General features: G+C 73.5%; 19 protein-coding genes. 8 read left to right on the plus strand and 11 right to left on the minus strand.

Features of this window, described 5'->3' with window-relative positions; all coding sequences use genetic code 11:
- Position 1: 1 nt before the first annotated feature.
- The gene (locus tag BX266_RS21305; protein ID WP_099902140.1) at positions 2–553 is read right to left on the minus strand and encodes a peroxiredoxin; all 552 of its coding nucleotides are present in this window, start codon (positions 551–553) and stop codon (positions 2–4) included.
- A 164-nt stretch (positions 554–717) separates the two neighbouring features.
- Here BX266_RS21305 and BX266_RS21310 point away from each other — a divergent pair, with 164 nt between their 5' ends.
- The 3 genes from BX266_RS21310 (at position 718) to BX266_RS21320 (ending at position 3,411) form a co-directional block, all read left to right on the plus strand.
- Positions 718–1,659: a LysR substrate-binding domain-containing protein gene (locus tag BX266_RS21310; protein ID WP_099902142.1), complete on the plus strand. Its 942-nt coding sequence runs from the start codon at positions 718–720 to the stop codon at positions 1,657–1,659.
- Between the two features lie 109 nt (positions 1,660–1,768).
- Positions 1,769–2,689 carry an AAA family ATPase gene (locus BX266_RS21315; protein WP_259464787.1) on the plus strand — a complete coding sequence of 307 codons (921 nt, stop codon included), beginning with the start codon at positions 1,769–1,771 and terminating at the stop codon, positions 2,687–2,689.
- Complete coding sequence (locus tag BX266_RS21320; protein ID WP_259464788.1) at positions 2,686–3,411, plus strand: HNH endonuclease; 726 nt, start codon at positions 2,686–2,688, stop codon at positions 3,409–3,411. The genes BX266_RS21315 and BX266_RS21320 overlap by 4 nt, the downstream gene beginning before the upstream one ends.
- On the opposite strand, the gene BX266_RS21325 is transcribed toward BX266_RS21320, so the two are convergent.
- From BX266_RS21325 to BX266_RS21335, 3 genes are all read right to left on the minus strand, one after another.
- Complete coding sequence (locus tag BX266_RS21325; RefSeq protein ID WP_099902144.1) at positions 3,401–5,155, minus strand: ATP-binding SpoIIE family protein phosphatase; 1,755 nt, start codon at positions 5,153–5,155, stop codon at positions 3,401–3,403. The two genes, BX266_RS21320 and BX266_RS21325, sit on opposite strands and share 11 nt — an antisense overlap.
- 55 nt (positions 5,156–5,210) lie before the next feature.
- Complete coding sequence (locus BX266_RS21330; RefSeq protein ID WP_099902146.1) at positions 5,211–5,948, minus strand: class I SAM-dependent methyltransferase; 738 nt, start codon at positions 5,946–5,948, stop codon at positions 5,211–5,213.
- Positions 5,949–6,375: 427 nt separating this feature from the next.
- Complete coding sequence (locus BX266_RS21335; RefSeq protein ID WP_099902149.1) at positions 6,376–9,354, minus strand: BTAD domain-containing putative transcriptional regulator; 2,979 nt, start codon at positions 9,352–9,354, stop codon at positions 6,376–6,378.
- A 210-nt stretch (positions 9,355–9,564) separates the two neighbouring features.
- On the opposite strand from BX266_RS21335, the gene BX266_RS21340 reads away from it, so the two are divergent.
- Positions 9,565–9,777 (plus strand): hypothetical protein, encoded by a 213-nt coding sequence (locus BX266_RS21340; RefSeq protein ID WP_099902151.1) that lies wholly within the window; start codon positions 9,565–9,567, stop codon positions 9,775–9,777.
- Between the two features lie 55 nt (positions 9,778–9,832).
- On the opposite strand, the gene BX266_RS21345 is transcribed toward BX266_RS21340, so the two are convergent.
- Positions 9,833–11,494 carry a fumarate hydratase gene (locus tag BX266_RS21345; protein WP_099902153.1) on the minus strand — a complete coding sequence of 554 codons (1,662 nt, stop codon included), beginning with the start codon at positions 11,492–11,494 and terminating at the stop codon, positions 9,833–9,835.
- 162 nt (positions 11,495–11,656) lie between these two features.
- On the opposite strand from BX266_RS21345, the gene BX266_RS21350 reads away from it, so the two are divergent.
- Both BX266_RS21350 and BX266_RS21355 read left to right on the plus strand, forming a co-directional pair.
- On the plus strand, positions 11,657–12,385 hold the full coding sequence (locus BX266_RS21350) for a DUF1707 domain-containing protein (RefSeq protein WP_099902155.1): 729 nt from the start codon (positions 11,657–11,659) through the stop codon (positions 12,383–12,385).
- Between the two features lie 265 nt (positions 12,386–12,650).
- Positions 12,651–13,013, plus strand: a complete 363-nt coding sequence (locus BX266_RS21355; RefSeq protein WP_099902157.1) for a WhiB family transcriptional regulator — start codon at positions 12,651–12,653, stop codon at positions 13,011–13,013.
- 79 nt (positions 13,014–13,092) lie between these two features.
- Here BX266_RS21355 and glpX read toward each other — a convergent pair whose 3' ends face one another.
- Positions 13,093–14,133, minus strand: a complete 1,041-nt coding sequence (glpX, locus tag BX266_RS21360; RefSeq protein ID WP_099902159.1) for a class II fructose-bisphosphatase — start codon at positions 14,131–14,133, stop codon at positions 13,093–13,095.
- Positions 14,134–14,316: 183 nt separating this feature from the next.
- Between glpX and BX266_RS21365 the strand changes: the two genes are divergently transcribed.
- Positions 14,317–14,847 carry a DUF4245 domain-containing protein gene (locus tag BX266_RS21365; protein WP_259464789.1) on the plus strand — a complete coding sequence of 177 codons (531 nt, stop codon included), beginning with the start codon at positions 14,317–14,319 and terminating at the stop codon, positions 14,845–14,847.
- Between the two features lie 73 nt (positions 14,848–14,920).
- Here the strand turns inward: BX266_RS21365 and BX266_RS21370 are convergent, their stop codons facing one another.
- Positions 14,921–15,514, minus strand: coding sequence for a malonic semialdehyde reductase (locus BX266_RS21370; protein ID WP_099902162.1), 594 nt, complete (start codon positions 15,512–15,514; stop codon positions 14,921–14,923).
- Between the two features lie 137 nt (positions 15,515–15,651).
- A complete protein-coding gene (locus BX266_RS21375; protein ID WP_099902164.1) occupies positions 15,652–15,888 on the minus strand; it encodes an exodeoxyribonuclease VII small subunit in 237 nt (78 codons plus the stop codon).
- A 61-nt stretch (positions 15,889–15,949) separates the two neighbouring features.
- Here BX266_RS21375 and BX266_RS21380 point away from each other — a divergent pair, with 61 nt between their 5' ends.
- A complete protein-coding gene (locus BX266_RS21380; protein ID WP_099902166.1) occupies positions 15,950–16,429 on the plus strand; it encodes a GNAT family N-acetyltransferase in 480 nt (159 codons plus the stop codon).
- Here the strand turns inward: BX266_RS21380 and BX266_RS21385 are convergent.
- The 3 genes from BX266_RS21385 to BX266_RS21395 all read right to left on the minus strand — a co-directional run bounded on the left by BX266_RS21385 (position 16,363) and on the right by BX266_RS21395 (position 19,781).
- The gene (locus BX266_RS21385; protein WP_120314393.1) at positions 16,363–17,049 is read right to left on the minus strand and encodes an RNA polymerase sigma factor; all 687 of its coding nucleotides are present in this window, start codon (positions 17,047–17,049) and stop codon (positions 16,363–16,365) included. The two genes, BX266_RS21380 and BX266_RS21385, sit on opposite strands and share 67 nt — an antisense overlap.
- A 165-nt stretch (positions 17,050–17,214) precedes the next feature.
- Positions 17,215–18,450, minus strand: coding sequence for an exodeoxyribonuclease VII large subunit (gene xseA / locus BX266_RS21390; RefSeq protein WP_099902170.1), 1,236 nt, complete (start codon positions 18,448–18,450; stop codon positions 17,215–17,217).
- Positions 18,451–18,500: 50 nt separating this feature from the next.
- On the minus strand, positions 18,501–19,781 hold the full coding sequence (locus BX266_RS21395; RefSeq protein WP_259465131.1) for an APC family permease: 1,281 nt from the start codon (positions 19,779–19,781) through the stop codon (positions 18,501–18,503).
- Positions 19,782–19,841: the final 60 nt, after the last annotated feature.

Raw genomic sequence — 19,841 nt, forward strand, 5'->3', positions numbered from 1 at the left:
GTCAGCCCGCCAGCAGGGCCTGGGCGTCGAGGGTGTCCTCGCCCTTGGTCCAGTTGCAGGGGCACAGCTCGTCGGTCTGCAGGGCGTCGAGGACCCGCAGGACCTCCTTGGGGTTACGGCCGACCGAGCCGGCGGTCACCATGACGAACTGGATCTCGTTGTTCGGGTCGACGATGAACACCGCACGCTGGGCGGTGCCGTCCGCGCCCTCGACGCCGCAGGCCCGCATCAGGTCGTGCTTGATGTCGGCGAGCATCGGGAAGGGCAGGTCGCGCAGGTCCTTGTGGTCCTTGCGCCAGGCGTGGTGGACGTACTCGGAGTCGCCGGAGACGCCGAGGATCTGGGCGTCGCGGTCGGCGAACTCGTCGTTCAGCTTGCCGAAGGCGGCGATCTCGGTCGGGCAGACGAAGGTGAAGTCCATCGGCCAGAAGAACACGACCTTCCACTTGCCCTCGTAGGTCTTGTGGTCGATCTCGGCGAAGGCGTTCGCAGCGTCGAGGTCCACGCAGGCGTTGAGTTCGAACTCGGGGAACTTGTCGCCGATCGTCAGCACGTCGCTTCTCCAGGGTTTGGGACGAGGGTTGTCCGGATTGCGGACGCCTCCCAGCCTGGCACAGGCTTATTGATCAGTGAAATCGGTTCTCGTTCACACCTCGATAGGCAAGTCCGATCAGTGCGGCACACTGGACGGAGCACCGACCGCAAGGAAGCACCACCGTGAAGAGCAGCACGCCCCGCACGCCCACCGTCTCCCAGCTGCGGGCCTTCGCCGCCGTCGCCGAGCACCGGCACTTCCGGGAGGCGGCGTCCGCGATCGGCACCAGCCAGCCCGCGCTGTCCGGCGCGGTCGCCGCCCTGGAGGAGGCGCTCGGCGCGCAACTCGTCGAGCGGACCACCCGCCGGGTGGTGATCACCCCGCTCGGCGAGCGGGTCGCCGAGCACTCCCGGCGGGTGCTGTCCGCGCTGCACGCCCTCACCGAGGAGGTCGAGGCGGCCCGCCGGCCGTTCACCGGGGCGCTGCACCTCGGCGTCATCCCGACCGTCGCACCCTACCTGCTGCCCACGGTGCTCAGGCTGGTCCGCGACTCCTACCCCGACCTGGAGCTGCACGTCCACGAGGAGCGCACCCCCTCGCTGCTGGACGGCCTGGCCGGCGGCCGACTCGACCTGCTGCTGCTCGCGCTGCCCGCGGGCGGGGGCCTGCCGGTGGCCGAAATCCCGCTGTTCGACGAGGACTTCGTGCTGATCGTGCCGCCCGAGCACGAGCTCGCCGGACGGATCGACGTGGCCCGCGACGCGCTGCTCGACCTGGACGTGCTGCTGCTGGAGGAAGGGCACTGCCTGCGCGACCAGGCCCTCGACATCTGCCGGGAGGTCGGCGCGGACTCCTCCGGAGGCAGCACCCGGGCCGCCGGGCTCTCCACCCTGGTCCAGCTGGTCGCCGGCGGGCTCGGCGTCACCCTGCTGCCCGCCACCGCGCTCGACGTCGAGGCCGGGCGCACCGACCGGCTCGCCGCCGTCCGCTTCGCCCACCCGGCGCCCGGCCGCCGCATCGGCCTGGCCCACCGGCCCGGCTCCGCCCGCACCCCGGAGTACCAGCGCTTCGCGACCGCGCTGCGCGAGGGCCTGAGCGGACTGCCGGTACGGCTCACCGCCTGACGACCGGCCCGGCGGGATCGCACCGCGGGCCCCGGCGGCGGGTGACACGCTGTCAGGAGCGGGCATATACGCCGTGGTGGGTTTCGAGCCAAGGGGGTGGCCGGTGTACGTGTCGCGGATCAGGGTGTCCGGGGTGAAGTGCTTCGACGGCGCGCGGGAGGTGGACGTGGCGATTCCGCCGGAGCCGGGGTGGACGGTGCTGGCGGGGCCGAACGGCAGTGGGAAGAGCACGCTGCTGCGGGCGTTGGGGATGGCGCTGGGGGCGGTGCCGGGCGGGCCGGCCGAGGTGTGGGGGGAGCAGGGCTGGGTGGAGGCCGCGCCGGCGCCGCGCTGGCGGGTGGGTGCGCCGCAGGGCGAGCCGCGCGCCAGGTACGTGGAGCGCGGCCTGGGGCGGGGCGTGCCGCTGGACGCGGAGCTGCTGGCGCAGGTGCTGCCGAACGGCTGGCGGGTGAGCGACCCGGTGCGGCAGTCGGTGGCGCGCGGCGGCCTGGAGGTCCCGCTCGACGAACTCGGCGCGGGCATCGCGGGGTTGGCCCGGCTGGTCAGCCAGCTCGCGGCGACCCGCCGGCCCGGTCCGGTGCTGCTGGACGACGTGGACCGGCACCTGCACCCGGGCTGGCAGCAGCGGATCGGGGCGTGGCTGACCGGCTGCTTCCCGGACGCCCAGTTCATCGTGGCCACCCACAGCCCGTACGTGTGCCAGGCCGCCGACCCGGGCGCGCTGATCCACCTGCCGGACCCGGCGGAGGAGTCGGCGCCGTACCGGCTGGACGAGGAGCTGCGGCAGCGGGTGCTGTACGGCAGCGGCGACGACACGGTGCTGTCGGAGCTGTTCGGCCTGCCGAGCGTGTACTCGCCGGCCGCCGAGGCCGAGCGGCGGATGCTGGTGCGGCTGGAGCGGAAGATGTACGCGGGGCAGGCCACCGACGAAGAACTCGCCGAGTACCGGGAGTTGGGGGCCAAGCTGAACAGCTCGCTGACCGCCCGGGTCGACGAGGTCACCGCGCGCCTGCTCGGCCGGGACCGGTGATCCCGCTCCAGCGGCCGCCCCTGCAGGCGAGGTTGGCGGCCGAACTCGACCGCGCCACGGCCGGGATACGTGCGGCCGGCCCGAACACCGCCTCGGGGCGGGCCGCCTGGCGCAAGGCGGCCCGTCCGAAGGCCCAACTGCGGTTGATGCTTCGTCAGATGGCCCCCGGGCTGGAGCGCTGCATGTACTGCGGGGACAACCTGGGCACCGACATCGACCACTTCGAGCCGATCGCGCACGCCCCGTTGCGGACCTTCGACTGGCAGAACCACCTGCTGGCGTGCGCGCACTGCAACAGCAACCGCAAGCGCGACCGCTTCCCGCGCGACCCGGCGACCGGTGACGGCCTGCTGGTCGACCCGTGCCGGGAGGACCCGGCCGAGCACCTGCGGCTCTACCTGGACTCCGGCGCGTACGACCCGCTGACCGTCAAGGGCGAGGCCACCATCGAGGTGTTCGGACTGAACGAGCGGCCCGAACTGGTGCGCGGCCGGCGGATGATGTTCGCGGTGGTCAAGGCGCTGGTGCTGACCTGGCAGGCCGCCGGGGCCGGCGAGGCGGAGGAGTACGCCGAGGCGCTGCGCGAGATCCACCACGCCGACGTGCTGCGGACGGTGCTCGGGCTGCGCCGCAGCCGCCCGGTGGCACTGGCCGTGCTCGGCCCGGAGGTGCTCGACGCCCTGGACCAACTGGCCCTCGCCGACCGGAGGTTCAGCGGCTGACCGGCTCCGGGCCGAGCCGCTGCTCGAACCAGACCACCTTGCCCGCGCCCAGCCGGGTCGCGCCCCAGCGGTCCGCGCACCGGGCGACTATCTGCAGGCCCCGGCCGCGCTCCTCGTCCGGCCCGGCCCGGCGGGTGCGCGGCAGGGCCGGCGAGTCGTCGCCGACCTCGCAGCGCAGCAGCGAGGTGCGCACCAGGCGCAGCGTCACCGGCCGGGTGGCGTGCCGGATCGCGTTGGTGACCAGCTCGCTGACCATCAACTCGCAGTTGTCCACCAGGTGTTCGAGGCCCCAGTGGCGCAGCGTGTGCCCGGCCAGCCGGCGGGCCCGGCCGGGCGTCTCGTGCTTGGGCTGCAGGTACCAGTAGGCGACGTCCTCGGCCGGGATGCCGTCGAAGGCGGCGGCCAGCAGCGCGATGTCGTCGGCCCGGTCGCCGGGCGGCAGGATACGCAGCGCCTCCTGGCAGAGCTGGTCCGGGCCCAGCCGGTGCGCGCCCTCCAGCCGGGCCCGGAGCAGCTCCAGGCCGGTGCCCAGCGGGCGGCGGCGGGTCTCCACCAGGCCGTCGGTGAACAGCAGCATCGCCGAGCCGGGCGGCGCGGGCAGCTCCACCGAGGAGAAGTCCACCCCGCCGACGCCGATCGGCGCGCCCGGCGGCAGGTCGAGCAGGCGGCTGGAGCCGTCCGGGCCGACCAGCACCGGCGGCACGTGCCCGGCGTTGGCGATCACCACCCGGCCCGCGATCGGGTCGTACACCGCGTACACGCAGGTCGCCAAGTGGTGCTCGCGGCCCAGGCGTTGGGCCTGCTCGTCGAGGTGGTACAGCACCTCGTGCGGCGGCAGGTCGAGGCCCGCCAGGGTCTGCGCGGAGGTGCGCAGCTGGCCCATCACGGCCGCCGAGGTCAGCGAGTGGCCCATCACGTCGCCGGTGATCAGCGCCACCCGGTTGCCGGGCAGCGGGATCGAGTCGTACCAGTCGCCGCCGACCTGCGCGCCGCGCTCCCCCGGCAGGTAGCGGTGCGCCAGGCGGACGCCGTGCGGCTGCGGCAGGTGCGCGGGCAGCATCGAGCGCTGCAGCTCGTCGGCGATCTCCCACTCGCGGGTGTAGCGCAGCGCGGTGTCCATCGCGAGGCCGGCGTGCGTGGCCAGGTGGGAGGCGGTGGCGGTGTCCGCCGGGTCGAAGCCCGCCCCGGCGCCGCCGGCGAGCGGGCGGCGGATCAGCAGCAGCATGCCGAGCGAGATCTGCCGGCCGTGCAGCGGCAGCGCCAGCAGGGCCGTCCCGGCGGGCAGCCGGCCCACCGCGCGGGCGCCCAGCAGCTCCGCGGCCAGCCCGCCGCGCCGGGCGTCCAGCACCGTCGGACCGTCGGGGGAGCGGCGCAGCAGGGCCCGCTCCAGCAGGCCGCCCGGCTCCACCGGCCGCACCCCGGAGTTGCGGCCCAGCCTCGTCCCGGAGGTGTGCAGCACCCGCAGCGCCAGCGGCGGGCCCGGGTCGCGCTCGACGTCCGGCAGCGGGTCGCGGACCAGCACCACCAGGGCGTCCGCCACCGTCGGGACCAGCACCCGGCCCAGGTTGCGCAGCGTCGCCGTCAGGTCCAGCGAGCTGTTGATCCGCCGGGCCGCGCAGTCCAGGTACGCCAACCGCTCGGCCAGCCGGGCCGGGACGCCGGGGTGCACCTCACCGGCCGGTGGGTGCCGCTGGACGGGGACGGCGGGAGGCTGTCCCGCCAGGGGCTCCAGGTGGTCGCGCACGGGCTGGCCGATCTGTGCAGGTGCCGGGTCGTCGGGGGCGGGTGCTGACGTGGCGTCAGCCGGTGCGCCGGCAGCGCAGGTACAGCTGGGTCTCCGGCGGCTGCGCCGACCCGGCCGGGGCGTACGACTGGCTGTCCACCGCCTCCACGGCGAAGCCGGAGCGCTCCAGCAGCGCCGTCAGCTCCTCGCGCAGGTACCCGCTGACCCGGATCTCCTGCCCCAGGAACGGCAGCGGCGCGTCGTCCAGGTCCGCCTCCACCATGCCGAGCGCCAGCAGGCCGCCCGGGCGCAGCAGTTCGCGGATCCGGCCGAGCACCTCGGCGATCTCGGGGCGGGGCAGCATCAGCAGCGAGAAGAACGCCGCCGCGCCGTCCAGCGAGCCGGCCCCGGCCGGGCCCAGCTCCGGTACGCCCCACTGCTCCTCGGCGGCCGGGGAGGCCAGGTCGAGCACGTCCAGCCGGTGCAGCGCAGCGGCGGGGGCGGCGATCGCGGCCTGCGCCAGCATGCCCTCGGAGAGGTCCACGCCGATCACCCGCAGCCCGCCCTCGGCGAGCTGCCGGGCGGTCGGCTCGCCCGCGCCGCAGCCCACGTCCAGCACCAGGGCGCCGGCCGGGAGCTCGGCCAGCAGCCACGCACCGCAGTCCAGCTGGCCCGACCTGGCCGGAAACACCTCCTGGTAGCGGCCGCCGATCGCATCGAACGCGGCGGCCTGGCGGGCCCGTTCGGCCCGGCGCGGACCCGCCGCGGCGACCCGGGCGGCGTCGGCGGGGACAGCAGTCTGTTCGTCCGTCACGATGATCTGGGCACCTCTCCCGCGGGCGTCCTGCCCTGCCTGTCGCGGCCCGCACTCCACTCCCGACCCTGGCCTTCGAGAATAAACGCGATCACCGCACCGTGGAGTCCGTTTCCGGCCAACTCGTGCGCCGTTGGGCGAATATCGCCCGCCAGGGGAAGCACACCGGTGCCCGCCAGGTAGCGCGCCACCTGCGCACACGCCGCATGGCGCACCCGCGCCACGCCCCCGACCTGCACCGACGGTGGATCAACGGCCTTGCCGACGGCGTTTATCGAACGTCAATCGCGGCCTGTCAGAGTCTTCTCAGCGCCGGGGAAGCGTCAAAGCGTTCCCGCAGCCGGGGGGCTGCGGGGACGCCGGCGCCCCGGGGGGCCAGGCTTCCGCCAGGGGGGACCAGGGGGGTACCGCAGGGGGGAACGGAAGCCTACGGCGCAGGGGGAGAAGAAGGGGAAGGCTCGGTGTGCCGCGAAGCGATGAGGTCCTGTACCGGCTGGGCCTCGGGCACACCGAGCCGCGTGAACACCGACAGCGCTTCCCGGAGACACGCCAGCCCGCGCGAGGGCTGCCCCAACTCCAGGAGCGCCTCACCGAGCGCCGCGTTCGCCAGGCCCTGGCAGTACGCGGCATCGATCTCCTGGGCGATGGACAGCGACTCCTCGGCCGCCCGGGCCGCCTCGGCCAACTGGGCCTGGTCCAGCAGGCACGCCGCCAGCCGGGCCAGCGAGTAGCCCTCCCAGAACCGGTACTGCTGCGCCTCGAACAGGCTGTGCGCCTCCCGCAGCGCGTCCGCCGCCTCCGCGGTCGAACCGGTCGCCCGCAGCACCACGCCCAACTGGTAGAGGGTGTCCGCCAGACAGGGCGTGTTGCCGCTGACCCGAGCCGCCGCCACGGCCGCCCGCGCCGACTCCACCGCCTCCGCGTGCCGGCCCAGCCCGACGTACGCCCGCGCCATGTTGGCGAGCAGCCGGGCCTCGCCGATCGGGGCGCCCAGCCGGCGCAGCAGCGAGTACGCCTCCTGGTAGAACGGCAGCGCCTCGGCCGGCCGGCCGGCCAGCACCAGGACGATGGCCAGTTCGTTGGCCACCGAGCTGCGCAACTGCGTCGGGTCCTCGGCGGGCTGCAGTTCCAGGCTGCGGCGCAGCGCCGTCTCCGCGTCCGACAGCCCGCCCGCCATCTGGTGCAGGTGTCCCTCGGCGTACCGCAGGCGGGCCAGCGCCCCGGTGTCGACGTGCTGCTCCGCGGTGGCCAGGGCGGCGGCCAGCGCGGCGCGCACCCGGGGCACCAGGGTCGGGTCCTCGACCAGCGAACGGAGCATCAGCACCAGGTCGACGGCGGGCCGCAGCAGCACCATGGAGTCCCGCACACCCGCCTCGATGCCGCTGAGCAGGAGCGAGACCTCCACCCGGAGCCAGTTCCGGGCGGTGGCGCTGTCCGGCATCGGAATGCCGGGCACCGCCGGAACGTGCAGCAACTCCGCCTGCCGGTCGTCCGGTTCGATGACCACGGCGGCGTTCTGGATGGTGGCGGTCAGCAGGTCCAGCAGCCGCAGCAGGGCGGCCTGCTGCTCCGCCGCGTCGGCCAGCTTGGCGTTCTGCCGCTGCGCGTACAGGCGCAGCAGGTCGTGGTAGCGGTACCGGCCGGGGGTGAAGCACTCCAGCATGTTCGCCTCGACCAGCGCTTCGGCGAGGTCCTCGGCCTCCTGTTCGGCGGTGCCGAGCAGCGCCGCGACGGCCGCCAGCGGCAGGTCGGGCGAGTCGACCACCGAGAGCAGCCGGAACGCGCGGGCCTCCTCCGGCCGGAGCTGGGCGTAACCGAGCCCCAGGGTGGTCTCCACGGCGAGGTTGCCGAGCTGGAGCTCCTGGAGCCGGTTGCGCTGGTCCGCTAACCGCCGGGCGAGGTCGGAGACGCTCCAGCGCGGACGGCTGGCCAGCCGGGCCGCGGCGATCCTGACCGCCAGCGGCAGGAACCCGCAGGCGGTGACCACCTGCAGCGCGGCCTCGGGTTCGGCGGCCACCCGCTCCACGCCGACGATCGCGGAGAACAGCGCCAGCGCCTCGTCCGGGGTCAGCTCCTCGATGTCCACCAGGTGCGCGCCGGGGATCTCGGCCAGCCGGGAGCGGCTGGTCACCATCACGGCGTTCCCCGAGACGCCCGGGATGAGCGGCCTCAACTGCTGGGCGTCGCGGGCGTTGTCGAGCAGGATCAGCATCCGCTTGTCCGCCAGCAGCGAGCGGTACAGCGCGGCGCGCTGGTCCAGCGAGTCGGGGGCCTCGGGCGTGCCGAGCGCGTGCAGGAAGTCGCCGAGCACCACGGCCGGGTCGGCCGGGGACGCACCGGCGCCGCGCAGGTCCACGTACAGCTGGCCGTCCGGGAAGTCCGGCCGCAGCGAGTGCGCCACGTGCACCGCCAGGGTGGTCTTGCCGACGCCGCCGATGCCGGCCAGCGAGGTCACCACCACGGCTTGGCCGGAACCCGCCCTCAGCACGTCCCGAAGTTCGTTGACAACTTTGCTGCGGCCACTGAAGTCCGAAACGTCGGCCGGGAGTTGGGCGGGCGGGACGAAGGTTGCGGCGTCCTCCGCGCCGGGCTTGGCCGGCGCGCCGAGGGCCGCCATCAGCTCGGGGTCGCCGGCCAGGATCCGGGCGTGCATCGCCGACAGACCGCCGCCGGGCTCCACGCCCAGCTCCTCGATCAGCAGTTTGCGGGTGTCCGCGTACACACCGAGCGACTCGGCCTGCCGGCCGCTGCGGTACAGCGCCAGCATCAGCAGCTCGCGCAGCCGCTCCCGCAGCGGGTGGGCCGCGGACAGCGAGTTCAGCTCGGAGACCACGTCCGCGTGCAGGCCGATCTCCAGCGCCATCGCGCAGCGCTCCTCGGCCACCGCGAGCCGGCGCTCCGTCAACCGGCTGCGCTGGGACTCCGCGTACGGCCCGGGGACCCCGGGCAGCGGACGCCCCCGCCACAGGTCGAGCGCCGCCACCAAGCCGTCGTGGGCGGATCGGAATCCACCGTCGGCCCGGGCGCCGGCGGCCTCGCCGACCCGCTGCTCGAACACGGCCAGGTCCAGCGCCTCGGCCGGAACCCGCAGCGCGTAGCCGTCACTGACCGAGACCAGGACCTCGGAGGGCTTGCGGACCGCACGGTTGGGCTCCAGCACCGATCGAAGGCGGGAGATGTAGGTGCGCAGGGCGGCGACCGCCTGCGGCGGGGTGCGGTCGCCCCAAATGCCGTCCACCAGGTCGTCGGTGGTCACCGGTCGGCCCTCGCTGAGCAACAGTGCGACCAGCACCGCCTGTTGCTGGGGCGACCCGAGGGCCAGCTGCGTATCGCCACGCCAGGCCTGGACTGGGCCGAGCACTTGGAAGCGCAGCGCCTCGGCGGAGCGCGTGCTCTGAAGCTCCATGTCCTCCCCTGTGGCCGATGTACCGTCTGCTTCCCACGCTGATACCCGTCGTGTGGGTGCGTCAGCTTATGAGGCAGCACGCAAACGTCCACCAAGCGGATGCGCGGTGGGGCGTTTATAAGACATTTAGCGTCGCCTACGATACTGGCCGCGCGCCCGGGGAGAGTCGACCGGGTGATCACACCCCTCAGTTGAAAGGCGGCCCACCCCATGGCCGACGAGACCACCCCTGCGGCCCCCGCGGCCGAGCAGACCCCGGCCCCGGTCGAGCACACCGCCGCACCGGCCGACCCCAACTCGATCGAGCAGGCCCTGGAGGTGCTGGCCGAGGAGCCCGCCCCGGCCACCGAGCAGCCTGCGGCCGGCGACCCGAAGACCGACGAGGTCTTCGAGCCGCTCGGCTCCATCGGCAGCTGCCCCTGATCCGCGACACGAAAGCCCCGGCCCTCACCGGCCGGGGCTTTCGCACGTCACGGCGTCACTGCGCCGAGCGCACCCGCAGGTTGGTGATCAGCGGGCCGTCGGTCACCTCGGCGAAGAAGTCGTTGCCCTTGTCGTCCACCACGATGAACGCCGGGAAGTCCTCGACCTCGATCCGCCAGACCGCCTCCATGCCGAGCTCCGGGTACTCCAGCACCTCGACCTTCTTGATGCAGTCCTGCGCCAGGCGGGCCGCCGGGCCGCCGATCGAGCCCAGGTAGAAGCCGCCGTGCTCGTTGCACGCCTTGGTGACCTGCTTGGAGCGGTTGCCCTTGGCCAGCATCACCATCGAGCCGCCGGCCGCCTGGAACTGGTCGACGTAGGAGTCCATCCGGCCGGCCGTGGTCGGGCCGAACGAGCCGGACGCGTAGCCCTCGGGGGTCTTCGCCGGGCCCGCGTAGTAGACGGGGTGGTCCTTCAGGTACTGCGGCATGCCCTGGCCGGCGTCGAGGCGTTCCTTGATCTTGGCGTGGGCGATGTCGCGGGCCACCACCAGGGTGCCGGTGAGCGAGAGCCGGGTCTTCACCGGGTACTTGGACAGCTCGGCGCGGACCTCGGCCATCGGCCGGTTCAGGTCGATCCGGACCACGTCGTCGTTCAGGTGCTCGTCGGTGGTCTCCGGCAGGTACTTGGCGGGGTCGGTCTCCAACTGCTCCAGGAAGACGCCCTCGGCGGTGATCTTGCCGAGCGCCTGGCGGTCCGCCGAGCAGGACACCGCCATCGCGACCGGCAGCGAGGCGCCGTGCCGCGGCAGCCGGATCACCCGCACGTCGTGGCAGAAGTACTTGCCGCCGAACTGGGCGCCGATGCCGATCTTCTGGGTCAGCTCGAAGACCTTCTGCTCCAGCTCCAGGTCGCGGAAGCCGTGCCCGGTCTTCGCGTCGCCGCCGGTCGGCAGGTTGTCCAGGTAGTGCGCGGACGCGTACTTCGCGGTCTTCAGCGCGAACTCCGCGCTGGTGCCGCCGACCACGATCGCCAGGTGGTACGGCGGGCAGGCCGCGGTGCCCAGCGAGCGGATCTTCTGCTCCAGGAAGGAGAGCATCGACGACTCGTTCAGGATCGCCTTGGTCTCCTGGTACAGGTACGACTTGTTCGCCGAGCCGCCGCCCTTCGCCATGAACAGGAACTTGTAGGCGTCCCCGTCGGTGGCGTACAGCTCGATCTGGGCCGGCAGGTTGTTGCCGGTGTTCCGCTCGTCCCACATGGTCACCGGCGCCATCTGCGAGTAGCGCAGGTTCAGCTTGGTGTACGCGTCGAACACGCCGCGGGCGATCGCCGACTCGTCCGCGCCGGAGGTCACCACGTGCTGGCCGCGCTTGCCCATCACGATCGCGGTGCCGGTGTCCTGGCACATCGGCAGGATGCCGCCCGCCGAGATGTTCACGTTCTTCAGCAGGTCCAGTGCCACGAAGCGGTCGTTCGGGCTGGCCTCCGGGTCGTCCAGGATCCGCCGCAGCTGCGCCAGGTGGGCCGGGCGCAGGTAGTGCGAGATGTCGTGCATCGCCTCGGCGGTGAGCAGCCGCAGTGCCTCCGGCTCGACCTGCAGGAAGGTCCGACCGCCGGCCTCGAAGGTCGAGACGCCCTCGGAGGTGAGCTTGCGGTACGGCGTGGTGTCCGAACCGAGCGGGAGCAGGTCGCGGTAGGCGAACTCTGGAGCCATGGGGGAGATCCTTCAGTTCTTTCGGCATCGTCGACGAGGCACCCTCCAGGTTAGGCGCACCGGATCGGCCCGCGGCGCTCAGGTCGGCCTGCGTGACCGGGGTCACGCGCATTGCGTCGAACCGGCGTTCGGGCCGCGGTCGGGCTCGCTAGGCTTTGTGACGTGGACAACTCTCCCGCGCAGGAACCGCAGGGCGCGCAGCCCGCCCCGCTGCTGAAGAAGGAGCCCGCACCGGCTCCCGTCACCGACCTGGCCGCCGAGCTCCGGGCCTCCGACGCCGACCGCGAGCGCATCGCCGAACTGCTGCGCGACGCCTACGCGGAGGGCCGGCTCACCGTCGACGAGCACGCCGAACGGATCGAAGCCGCCTACACCGCCCGCACCTTCGGCGAGCTGGAGCCGCTCACCCGCGACCTGCCCAGCCACCCGGGGCCGATCCGGCACAACCTCAGCAAGCCCCCGCTGGACGCTCCGGGTCCCGCCCCGAAGCCCGCCCTGCCGCCGGCCCGGGCCGAAGCGCCCACCATGGTCGCGGTGTTCGGCGGCGCCGCCCGCAAGGGCCGCTGGCGGGTCGGCTCCCACCTGAAGGCCGTCGCGGTGTTCGGCGGCGTCGAGATCGACCTCACCGACGCGGTCTTCGAGTCCCCCGAGGTGGTCATCGAGGTGATCGCGGTGTTCGGCGGCGTGGAGGTGCGGGTCCCCGAGAACGTCAGCCTGCACGGCGGCGGCACCGGCATCTTCGGCGGCTTCGAGGTCCGCGAGCAGACCTCCGCCGACCCGTACGCGCCCGTGGTGCGGATCAAGGGCGCCGCGGTGTTCGGCGGCGTCGAGGCCAAGCCGCGCCGCGGCAAGAAGCTCAAGGAGTGGGTGCGCCGCCAGCTCGACGGCTGATCCGGCGGCCTGCCGTCGCTGACCTGCGGGGATCCGACGGGGCGTCAACTGGCTTGGCGGCACTCGACGTTGTCCCGAGTGCAGGCTGTAGTCGGTTGCGTGCGGTGTGCATGAATCCCGGGGCGGCGGGGTAGTCCACACCCACAGCGTTCCCTGTACGGCTGTGACCCCGCGGGTCGGCGACGGCGCCACGGCGAGGGAGCACGGGGCAGTCGGGCAGGAGACGACACCGTCCCCGAGCCTTTGAGCCTGGTCAGGAGTTACCGTGCTGCATCCGATCGAGTCCAGCGCCTCCGCCGCCGCCCGCCGCCCGGCGGCCGCACCGGAGCCGGACGACAACCCCTGGCACACCTCCGCCGCCTGCCGCAGCGACGAGGCCGGCCTGTTCTTCGCGCCGTCCAAGGAGCCCACCGCCGCCCGGCTCTCCCGCGAGGAACACGCCAAGCGCGTCTGCGCCCGCTGCCCGGTCCTCCTCGAATGCCGCGAGCACGCCCTCGCCCAGCCCGAGCCCTACGGCGTCTGGGGCGGCCTGACCGCCGCCGAACGCCGAGTCGTCCTCACCCGCCGGCGCCGCCGGGAGGCCGAACTCCTCGACCCCAGGCGCCTCCCCACCCGGATAGCCGGCTGAGCGCGGCAGCAACCAGGGGCGCGCGGGGGAGGTCCCCCGCGCGCCCCTGACGGTTGCTCGGCCCGGTCGCCGAGGTCGCTCAGTCGGCGCGGTCGAACGGGATCGCGCTGTACGCCCGCAGCTTGGAGAGCTTGTGGGTGGCGTGGACCTCGCGGATGGTGCCGCTCTTGGAACGCATCACCAGCGAGCTGGTGGTGGCGGTCTCCTGACGGTAGTGGACGCCGCGGAGCAGCTCGCCGTCGGTGATGCCGGTGGCCACGAAGAACACGTTCTCGCCGGTGACCAGGTCGTCGGTGGTGAGCACCCGGTCCAGGTCGTGGCCGGCGTCCAGCGCCTTCTGCCGCTCGGCGTCGTCCTTGGGCCACAGCCGGCCCTGGATCACGCCGCCCATGCACTTCATCGCGCAGGCGGCGATGATGCCCTCCGGGGTGCCGCCGATGCCCATCAGCAGGTCCACGCCGGTGCCTTCGCGGGCGGCCATGATGGCGCCGGCCACGTCGCCGTCGGAGATGTACTTGACGCGCGCACCGGCCTCGCGGATGTCCCGGACCAGGCCCTCGTGGCGCGGCCGGTCCAGGACCACCACGGTGACGTCCTGGACGGCGATGCCCTTGGCCTTGGCGACCCGGCGGATGTTCACGGCGGTCGGGGCGGTGATGTCGACGAACTCGGCGGCCTCCGGACCGGCCACCAGCTTGTCCATGTAGAACACGGCGCTGGGGTCGAACATGGTGCCGCGGTCGGCCACCGCCAGCACGGCCACGGCGTTGTTCATGCCCTTGGCGGTGAGCGTGGTGCCGTCCACCGGGTCGACGGCGACGTCGCACTCGGCGCCGGTGCCGTCGCCGACCCGCTCGCCGTTGTAGAGCATCGGGGCTTCGTCCTTCTCGCCCTCGCCGATGACGACGACGCCGTTCATCGACACGGTGGAGACCAGGGTGCGCATCGCCTTCACGGCGGCGCCGTCGGCGCCGTTCTTGTCGCCGCGGCCGACCCAGCGGCCGGCCGCCATGGCGGCGGCCTCGGTGACCCGGACCAGTTCGAGGGCGAGGTTGCGGTCCGGCGCTTCGGGCGCGACCTCGAGGGCGGAGGGGAGGTGGTGCGGGTACTGCGTGGTCATCGTCGTTACCTCTCTGTACGCGACGGCCAGTCAGCGCCGGGCCACGGAGGGCCACCGGCGCTGCGATGAGGGTTGCTGCGATCGTATCGGCAGGTGGAACGGGTGTCTGTGGCGCACTCCTCGCGCACGGCGGCGGGGGTGCCGGTGGCGGGCCGCGGGATAAGCGCCGCCTACCATGGGCGGGTGGCAGGCAACAGCAGCAAGAGGGGCCGTCAGACGGTACGGGACATGGTCCTGTCGATGGCGGCGGTCGGCGTCGTGGTCGTGATCGGGTACTTCAGCATCCCGAGCGCGGACGGCAACAGCGGCGTCCACCCGGTGACGTACCAGGTGGAGATGGCGTCCGCGAAGCGCGCCGCGCCGTACCCGCTGCTCGGCCCGGGGACCCTGCCCGCCGGCTGGGTGGCCACCTCGGTGACGTACAGCGGCCACGACCGGAGCGGCCACGCGGCGTGGCACCTGGGCCTCCACACGGCCTCCGGCCAGTACGCGGCGGTCGAGCAGAGCGACGGCAGGCCCGAGGACGTGGTGGCGCAGAACGTGCCCGGCGGAAAGCCGGACGGCGCCTCCACGGTGAACGGCCAGGAGTGGCAGCGGGTGCAGGGCGACCACTACCGGGCGCTGACCCGGCCCGCGGGCAGCACCGGCACCACGGTGCTCACCGGCACCGCCTCGTACGAGGAGCTCGCCCAGCTCGCCGCCGCGCTGAACTAGCGTCAGGACACGCGGAAGGCCCCCGCCGGGGAACGGCGGGGGCCTTCGCTGTGACGCGGGCCGGCGAACCGGATCAGACGGTGGTGACGACCTCGTCGTAGGCCAGGCGCGGGCTGCGCGGGAACCAGGCGTCCTCACCGGGCTTGCCGATGTTGACCACGGCCAGCACCGAGTGCTCGCCGTCGCCGAAGAACTCCTTGTTGATGCCCTCGGCGTCGTAGCCGGTCATCGGGCCGGCGGCCAGGCCGGCGGCGCGGACGCCGATGATGAAGTAGGCGGCCTGCAGGGCGCCGTTCAGCGTGGCCGAGGACTCGCGGACCGAGCGCTCGCTGAAGAACATGTCCTTCGCCTGCGGGAAGTGCGGCAGCTGGGTCGGGAGCTCCTCGTGGAACTCGTTGTCGGCGGCGAGGATGGCGACCAGCGGGGCGGTCGAGGTCTTCGCCTTGTTGCCGTCCGCCATGTGCTGCACGAGGCGGGCGCGGCCCTCCTCGGAGCGGACCAGGACGATGCGCAGCGGCTGCTGGTTGAACGCGGTCGGGCCGAACTTCACCAGGTCGTAGATCGCCTGGACCTGCTCGTCGCTGACCGGCTCGTCCGAGAACGTGTTGGCGGTGCGGGCCTCGCGGAAGAGCAGGTCCTGGGCGGCGGCGTCGAGTGCCAGGGTCATGGTCTGTGTCCTACCTCAAAGCTGGGGACTGGGTCCGGGATGGTCGGCACGAGTGCCGCACGGACCGTTCCAACTTCGATGAAACTTAAACCATTCCCCGAGGCCACCGTGAGGTACGTCACAGTGGGCCGTCCCGGCTACTGGCCGGCGGACTCCTCCGCGGCCAGCGCCGCGTCCAGCCGGGCCCGGGCGCCGTCCAGCCAGCGCTGACAGACCTTCGCCAACTGCTCGCCGCGCTCCCACAGCGCCAGCGACTCCTCCAGCGTCGTCCCGCCGTTCTCCAAGCGCCGGACCACGTCCAGCAGTTCGTCCCGCGCCTGCTCGTAACCCGGCGCCTGCTCCGGACCGGCCCCGCCGCCCTGCTGATCTGCCATGCCGCCCAGGGTAGGCGCTGGCCCCGACAAACCCCTTGCAGCCAGGCCTAGGCTCCCGAACATGAGCACCCCACGCCCGGCCCGGCCCGAGGACGCGGACGAACTGGTCCGACTCCGCACGCTGATGTTCGAGTCCATGCAGGGACAGGCGCGCCCCGGGCCCTGGCAGTCGACCGCCCGCGAGCTGCTGGCCGGCGGGCTGGCGGAGCCCGGCCGGCGGCTGCAGGCCTTCGTGGTCGACGACCCGGAGCGGCCCGGCCGGCTCGCCAGCTGCGCGGTCGGCACCCTGGAGCAGCGGCTGCCCGCCCCCGGCCACCCCGACGGACTGTTCGGCTTCGTCTTCAACATCTCCACCGACCCGGCCCACCGCGGCCGCGGCCACGCCCGGGCCTGCACCGAGGCCCTGCTCGCCTGGTTCGACGAGCGCCGCGCCACCCGGATCGACCTGCACGCCACCGAGGGCGGCGAGTCGCTCTACCGCAGCCTCGGCTTCCACGAGCACTCGACCCCGCTGTCCCGCCAGCGGCTGCTCGCCGACTGAACCGACTGACCGGCCGTCATGCTCGGGCGCGGCCCCACCGGGCGGCGGGCCGGCAGCGGCGCGTCCTCCGCCAGCGAGCGCCGCAGGTTGAGCCGCGCCCGGTACGTCAGCGTCTTCACCGCGCCGACCCGCAGGCCGATCCGGTCCGCGATCTCCACCGAGCTCAGCCCGTCCCAGTACCGCAGCCGCACCACCGCCCGCTGACGCTCGTTCAGCACCGACAGCGCCGCGCACACCCGGGCCGCCTCCGCCGCCGCGATCACCGACTCCTCGACCCGCACCCCGGAATCGCGGTCCGCCACCGCCGCGACCGCCGACTCCCGGCGCGTGGAGCGCCGTTTCTCGTGGTCCAGCAGCACATTGCGGGCGATGGTGAACATCCACGCGCCGAGATCCGTACCCGTCCAGTGGAAACCACGAATTCCCGCCATCGCGCGGACGAAGGTGTCCTGGGCCAGGTCCTCGGCCAGCGGACGGCTCCCGGTGCGGCGCAACAGGAACGCCAGCACCACGCCGTGATAACGCCGGTAGATGTCCGCCCAGGCATCGCGGTTCCCGGACCTCGCGGCCTCGATCAGCGCGGGCGTCACCACCGGTCTGTCCGACGGGGAAACGTCCATGCCAACCTCCGGGAAAACTCCGGAAAAGGGAAGGCCCGTCACACTAGGACCGGTTTCGACCCGGTGCAAGCAGTTCACGGAAAAGGTCCGGGAATTCCCGGAATTGCCACCCGGTGGGGGCTCGCGGGCATTGCCGCGAGCCCGTACCGGATTGTCGACGGACCGTCAGTTCCGCTCCGCCGCATCGTCCGCCGCACCGTCCGCCCGGACCTCGAAGCCGCCGCGCGCGACCCGGGCCCGCAGCGCCTCGCCGTCCGCGACCTGCCCCGGGTCGGTCACCACCGTGCCGTCCGCCTTCTGCAGCACCGCGTAGCCGCGCTCCAGGGTGGCCAGCGGCGACAGCGCCACCACCCGGGCCAGCGCGTGCCCCAGGTCGGTCTGCGCGTGGTCCAGCCGGTGGCCCAGCACCCGGCGGGCCCGCTCCACCAGCGCCGTCACCTCCGCACCGCGCGCCGCCACCGCCTCGGTCGGCGCCGCCAGCGCCGGACGGCTGCGCACCGACGCCAGGCCGGCCTGCTCGCGGTCCACCCGGTGCAGCACGTACCGGCGCGCCCGGTCCCGCAACTGCCGCACCCGGGCCAGCTCCTCGCCGACGTCCGGCACCACCCGCTTCGCGGCGTCGGTCGGCGTGGACGCCCGGTAGTCCGCGACGAAGTCCAGCAGCGGCTGGTCCGGCTCGTGCCCGATCGCGCTCACCACCGGCGTCCGGGCCGCCGCCACCGTCCGCACCAGCTCCTCGTCCGAGAACGGCAGCAGGTCCTCCACGCTGCCGCCGCCGCGGGCCACCACGATCACCTCGACCTCCGGGTGGGCGTCCAGCTCGCGCACCGCCGCACAGACCTGCGACACCGCCTGCGGGCCCTGCACCAGCACGTTCCGCACCTCGAAGCGGACCGCCGGCCAGCGCCGCCGGGCGTTCTCCAGCACGTCCCGCTCGGCCGCCGAGCCGCGGCCCGTCACCAGGCCCACGCAGCCCGGCAGGAACGGCAGCGGCTTCTTCCGGCCATCCTCGAACAGGCCCTCGGCGAACAGCTTCCGCTTCAACTGCTCCAGCCGGGCCAGCAGTTCGCCCAGCCCCACCAGCCGGATCTCGGACGCCCGCAGCGACAGGCTGCCGCGCGCCGTGTACCACTCCGGCTTGGCGAGCACGATCACCCGCGAACCCTCCTGCACCGCCTCCGCGACCTGCTCGAACACCGAGCGGAAGCAGGTCACCGTCAGCGACACGTCCCGGTCCGGGTCGCGCAGCGTCAGGAACACCATCCCCGCCCCGGGTCGCCGGGACAGCTGCGCGATCTGCCCCTCCACCCACACCTCGCCGAGCCGGTCGACCCACCCGCCGATCAACGCCGAGACCTTCCCCACCGGCAGGGGCGCTTCGGGACTGCTCGTGTTGGCCATCCCCCGAGGCTAGCCGCAGGGCGGGACAATCCGGGGGCCGGTGCGCGCGGCTACGGCCCGGGCGCCCGACCCCGCTGCGCCAGCAGCACCAGCAGTCCCGCCGCGAGCCAGACCGCGCCCACCAGCTGCGCCGTGTGCGAGGCCTCCACCAGCACCGCCACCAGCACCGCGATGCCCAGCACCGGCACCACCCCGTGCCGCAGCCAGTCCCGGGAGCCGCCCCGTACCACGTACCAGCCGATCACCGAGGCGTGCAGCAGCACGAACGCGGTGAGCGCGCCGACGTTCACCACCGAGGTCAGCTGGTCCAGCCCGTCGTCCCGGCGGGCCGCCCACACCGCGGCTACCAGCGTGATCACGGCCGCCGTCAGCAGCGCCCGCCGCGGCACGGCCGTCCGCCCGTCCACCACGCCCAGCGCCCGCGGCAGCCGCCCCTCCCGGCCCATCGCGAACACCAGCCGCCCGGCCGCGGCCTGGCCGGCCAGCGCCGCGAACGCCGCCCCGATCGCCTTGGAAGCCGCGATCAGCACGTGCAGCCAGTGCCCGACGGACGCCTCCACGGTGTCGTAGAAGGCCGACCCCTGCGCCGCCGGGTCCGCCGCCAGTTGAGCGGGCGTCACGGGCTCCAGCACCGCCGCCAGGTACGTCTGCACCACGAACAGCAGCCCGGCCAGCGCCAGGCACCACAGCACGGCCCGCGCCACCGCCGCCGAGGCGCCGACCGCCTCCTCCACGAAGGAGGCGATCGCGTCGAAGCCCAGGTAGGAGAGCACCGCCACCGAGACCGCGGACAGCACCGCCGTCAACGAGAACGCGCCGACTCCGCCGAACGGGGAGCCCCAGTCCCGGGCGGCCCCGTCCCTGGCCAGCACCACCACCGCCGAGACCACGAAGACGGCGAGCACCACGATCTCCATCGCCAGCACCGCGAACCCGACCACGGCCGCCGTCCGCACGCCCACCAGGTTGAGCGCGGTGGTGACCAGCACCGCCAGCACCGTCCACACCCAGCGCGACACGTCCGGCACCAGCGAGTTCAGCGCGATGCCGGAGAACAGGTACGCCACCGCCGGGATCAGCAGGTAGTCGAGCATCGCCATCCACCCGGCGACGAACCCCGGTCCCTCGCCGAGCCCGGCCCGGGCGTACGCGAACACCGAGCCGGCCCGCGGCACCGCCCGCACCATCTCGGCGTACGACAGCGCGGTGAACCCCATCGCCACCGTCGCCACGAGGTACACCGCGGCGACCGCGCCGTGGCTCTTGGCGTCCAGCACGCCGAACACGCCGACCGGCGCCATCGGGGCGATGAACAGCAGTCCGTACACCATCAGGTCGCGCACCCCGAGGGTGCGGCGCAGCGCGCTGGTCTCCTGGCTCCGTCTCACCCC

The sequence above is a fragment of the Streptomyces sp. TLI_171 genome (assembly GCF_003610255.1).
Classification (GTDB): Bacteria; Actinomycetota; Actinomycetes; order Streptomycetales; family Streptomycetaceae; genus Kitasatospora.